General features: G+C 65.7%; 5 protein-coding genes. 2 read left to right on the top strand and 3 right to left on the bottom strand.

Annotated elements, in window-relative coordinates; all coding sequences use genetic code 11:
• On the bottom strand, nt 1–850 hold an 850-nt coding region (locus tag EOD07_RS25495; RefSeq protein ID WP_127237388.1), incomplete at its 3' end, for an MFS transporter.
• Nucleotides 851–1,007: 157 nt separating this feature from the next.
• Here EOD07_RS25495 and EOD07_RS25490 point away from each other — a divergent pair.
• Nucleotides 1,008–1,910, top strand: coding sequence for a LysR family transcriptional regulator (locus EOD07_RS25490; RefSeq protein WP_127237387.1), 903 nt, complete (start codon nt 1,008–1,010; stop codon nt 1,908–1,910).
• 77 nt (nt 1,911–1,987) lie between these two features.
• On the opposite strand, the gene EOD07_RS25485 is transcribed toward EOD07_RS25490, so the two are convergent.
• Nucleotides 1,988–2,644 (bottom strand): O-methyltransferase, encoded by a 657-nt coding sequence (locus EOD07_RS25485; protein WP_127237386.1) that lies wholly within the window; start codon nt 2,642–2,644, stop codon nt 1,988–1,990.
• An 83-nt stretch (nt 2,645–2,727) separates the two neighbouring features.
• On the opposite strand from EOD07_RS25485, the gene EOD07_RS25480 reads away from it, so the two are divergent.
• Nucleotides 2,728–3,363: a TetR family transcriptional regulator gene (locus EOD07_RS25480; RefSeq protein ID WP_127237385.1), complete on the top strand. Its 636-nt coding sequence runs from the start codon at nt 2,728–2,730 to the stop codon at nt 3,361–3,363.
• Nucleotides 3,364–3,372: 9 nt separating this feature from the next.
• Here EOD07_RS25480 and EOD07_RS25475 read toward each other — a convergent pair.
• A partial coding sequence (locus tag EOD07_RS25475) for a hybrid sensor histidine kinase/response regulator (RefSeq protein ID WP_127237384.1) occupies nt 3,373–3,984 on the bottom strand: 612 nt, incomplete at its 5' end.

Genomic DNA, 3,984 nt, shown 5'->3' with positions numbered 1-3,984 from the left:
TGAACGGCCAGTAGCTGATATTCATCGCCGCCGAGCCGACGATTGCGCCGGAAAACGGGCGGATGCGAAAGACCGAAAAGTCGAACATCGGCCTTTCGCTGACCCTTTCGGCGATGAGGAACGCCACGAAGCTCGCGATCGAAAGGCAAAGGAACGCCAGCGCGGCCGGGCTGGCGAAGCCTAGCTCCGGTCCCTGCGTGATGGTGAAGACGAGGCAGAAGACGGCGGGCGACAAGGTCAGGATGCCGGCGAGGTCCAGCCTGCCTGCTTGCGGATCCTTCGATTCATGGACGCCGGTGAGCGCAAGCACGAAAGCGACGATCGCAACCGCCACGTGGATGAGGAACACCCACTGCCAGCTTGAGACGGCGACGATGCCGCCGCCGACGATCGGACCGAAGCCGAGGCCGATGCCGAAGATGACGCCCCACCAGCCCCAGGCGACCGCGCGCTCACGCCCTTCCTGGAATTCATGCGACAGCACGGCGAGCTGGCAGATCAGCATCGCGCCGCCGCTCAACCCTTGCAGAAAGCGCGCGACGATCAGTGTCGAGACGTTGCCCGCAAGGCCGCAGATCAGCGAGGTGAGGCCGAAGGCGGCGATCGAGACCAGGAAGACGCGCTTGCGTCCATAACGATCCGCAATGGTGCCGACCGCCATCAGCACGCTCGTGACGGCGATCGTATAGGCGTTCATCACCCATTGCAGCTGCCTGAAGTCCGCATCGAGCACTTGTTCCAGTGTCGGCAGCACGGTCGGGACGCTCGATATCTCCAGCCCGAACATCAGGCAGGCAAGACAGGCGGCGAACAGAACGACGATGCCCCGGCGGGTGAGGACAGGTGCCATGATCAAACCTCTCGAATTTCTTGGTCTCGGATTGCTTGGGGCAGGGCGAAACCGGATGGCTCTTTGCCGCTGCGCGCTAACCCAAGTTAGGGGAGGCTTGATCATTTTAGAATTGCATGGTTGGCTATTTCAGTGACAACAAAATAGGATAGATGACATGACGCTGGACGTAGATGCGGTAAGAGCCTTCGTCACTGTCGCCGACCTGCGCAGCTTCACGCGCGCCGCCGAGGCTCTTGGCAGCACCCAGGGCGCGATCAGCGTCAAGCTGAAGCGGCTGGAGGATCGGATCGGCGAAAGGCTGATCGAGCGGACGCCGCGGCTGGTGCGGCTTTCGGCGCGCGGCGCGGTGTTCCTGGAGCCGGCGCGCGAGCTGCTCGCCGCGCATGACCGCGCCGTCGCCAGCCTCACCGCTGTCCGCCGCCATTTCCGGCTCGGCATCGCCACCCATGTCGGCGGCGCCGAGGTGCCGACCTTGCTGGCGCGGCTCAGCGCCCATGATCCGGCGCTAACCATCGAGGTCAGGCTTGACGACACACGCGAGCTGCTAGCCGCCTTCGATCGCGGCGATCTCGATGCGGCGATCGTGCGGCGTGGGGACGACCGTCGCGACGGCGAGGTATTGGCGCCCGAGCATTTCGGCTGGTATGCGACGCCGGACTTCGTCTACCGCGCAGGCGAGCCGCTGCGGCTGGCCGCCTCCTCGCCGTCGTGCAGCATCCGCGACGTCGTCACCGGCGCGCTCGATGCGGTCGGCATACCGTGGACACAAGTCTTCTTGGGCTGTGGCTCCTTCGCGGTTGCGGAGGCTGTGTCGGCGGGCCTTGCCGCCGGCGCCTTCTCGTCTCGCCTGGTTCCACCCGGCACGATCGAGATCAGCCGCAAATTCGGCCTGCCGCCGCTGCCGGCATCGGAGATCGTGCTGTTGTCCACGCTCTCCGACACCCAGTCGCGCGATGCGTTGCGCACCCTCGCCATGGCGTTTCGCGAGCATCGTCCGACCGCCAGCGGCGCGCGTCCCCGCTTCCGCAACTCGCAAATGGCCGACAGCCCTATCTGAAGCCGCCGGCTTGCGCGTTGGTTGACGTGAACGCCTACGGCCGTCCGAAGAGCAGCATGGTCTGTGTTGGAGCGTGTTCAGTTGAGCCGCATCGACAACTCGACGTCGTCGCCGAACGGCGTCGACATGTAGCCTCCGGCCGGCGCCCGCACCCGTTCAAGATAGTCGGGCGAGAAGTCGGCATTGTCGGCGATGACCAGCGCGCCGGGCCTGAGCCGGCTCTCGACCAGGCTCAATATCTCCGGATAGAGCGCCTTGGCGCCGTCGAGCAGCAACAGGTCTATCCGGTCGGGCAGGTCCTTGCTCAGCGTTTCCAGCGCGTCGCCCTCGCGGATCTCCACCAGGTCGATGAGGCCGCCTTCGGTCAGGTTGGACTTGGCCCGCACCACCTTCGACGGTTCGAATTCCGTCGTGATCAGGCGGCCGCCGCCATTGTCGCGCAGCGCCGCGGCGAGATAGAGCGTCGAGATGCCGAACGAGGTGCCGAATTCGACGATGATGCGCGCGCCGGTGCTGCGCGCCAGCATGTAGAGCAGCGTGCCGGTCTCCGGTGAGACCGCGAGCCACAGGTCCTTCAGGCTGCCGTAGAACTGGCGATATTCGGTCTTGCTGTGGATGAGGCGCGTCCGTTCCTCGCGCGAGTACCGGGCGATCGCCGGGCTGGTCGCCGCATCGGCTTCCTTGAACAGGCGGGCGAGCAGCGGGGCCAAGGGGGTTTCGGTCAGGGTCGTCATCACTGTCTCCGGGCGGTTCTTGTGTTGCATCGAAAAATACGAATAATCCTTCAGGTTTCCAATTCGCATTCCCAAGCGCGTCCGTGATCATTCGGCCAAGCCCTTCAATTTCCACCCGAAAACAACCCAAACAGGCGCGCGCCACGGAGCTCGTCGCGGCCATTCTGCAGGCGGCTGCTCAGGTTTTGGCTGCTGAAGGCGCCCAGCGTTTCACCACCACGCGCGTGGCGGAAAAAGCCGGCGTCAGCGTCGGCTCGCTCTACCAGTATTTCCCGAACAAGGCGGCGCTGCTGTTCCGGCTCCAGAGCGACGAATGGCGCCAGACGACCGAGCTTTTGTGCGGCATCCTCGAAGACATCGAGCTATCGCCGCTCGAGCGGATAAGAACGCTGGTCCATGCCTTCATCCGCTCGGAATGCGAGGAAGCGGCGGTGCGCGGCGCACTGAACGACGCCGCGCCGCTTTATCGCGACGCGCCGGAGGCGCAGGAGGCGAAGGCCATGGCCGACCGCACGGTCGAGACATTCCTGCGGGAAGTGCTGCCCGATGTTTCCGCGGCTGCTCGCGCCATGACCGGCGAGTTGATCATGAAGACGCTGAGCGCCGTGGGAGCGGATTTCTCTGAAAAGGAACGAACGGCCGGCGGGATCGAAGCCTATTCCGATGCGCTCGCCGACATGTTCTGCGCCTATCTCCGAAGTCTCGGCCATCGCGGCTGAGACTGGGCGCTACTCCGCCGCAGGGGCCAGCGGCCTGACACGCGCCATCATCGAACGCAGCACGGCCGGCTTCAGCGGCTTGTTGATCACCGGAATGTCGAGCCGGCCGGCGGCCGCGCGCATCTCGCTGGAGCGGTCGGCGGTGACGAGCACGCAAGGCAGGTCCTGGCCGTAGGCGGCGCGCAGCGTGGCGATCGCGTCGAGCCCGGTGCCGCCGTCGAGATGATAGTCTGCCAGCACGAGGTCGGGCTTGGGCGCGCCGGATTTCAGGAGATCGCCTGATCCCGAAGCCGTCTCGACGCGGCAGCCCCAGCCTTCGAGCAGCAGCCGCATGCCGTCGAGGATGCGCGCGTCGTTGTCGATGCAAAGCACATTCAAGCCCGCAAGCGTCGAGGCGGAGCGGGCCGGCGCCTTGCCGGCCTCGCGCGGCGGCGCGGCGACCGCCGCGACCGGCAGGATGACGGAAAAGCGCGTGCCCTTGCCGGGATTGGAGTAGATGCGGATCTCGAGCCTCAGAACGCGGGCGATGCGGTCGACGATCGAAAGGCCGAGGCCGAGCCCCTCGGCCTCGCGCGCGCCCTCGTCGAGGCGCGTGAACTCATGGAAGACGGTGTTGAGCTT

Source organism: Mesorhizobium sp. M2C.T.Ca.TU.002.02.1.1 (assembly GCF_003997225.1).
The sequence above is the reverse complement of the archived record's forward strand: the minus strand, read 5'-3'. Positions and strand labels throughout refer to the sequence as shown.

What these genes read in the sequence shown, in the direction of transcription:
- EOD07_RS25485 (WP_127237386.1), bottom strand. Translation starts at nt 2,644, where the DNA reads ATGACGACCCTGACCGAAACCCCCTTGGCCCCGCTGCTCGCCCGCCTG.
- EOD07_RS25490 (WP_127237387.1), top strand. Translation starts at nt 1,008, where the DNA reads ATGACGCTGGACGTAGATGCGGTAAGAGCCTTCGTCACTGTCGCCGAC.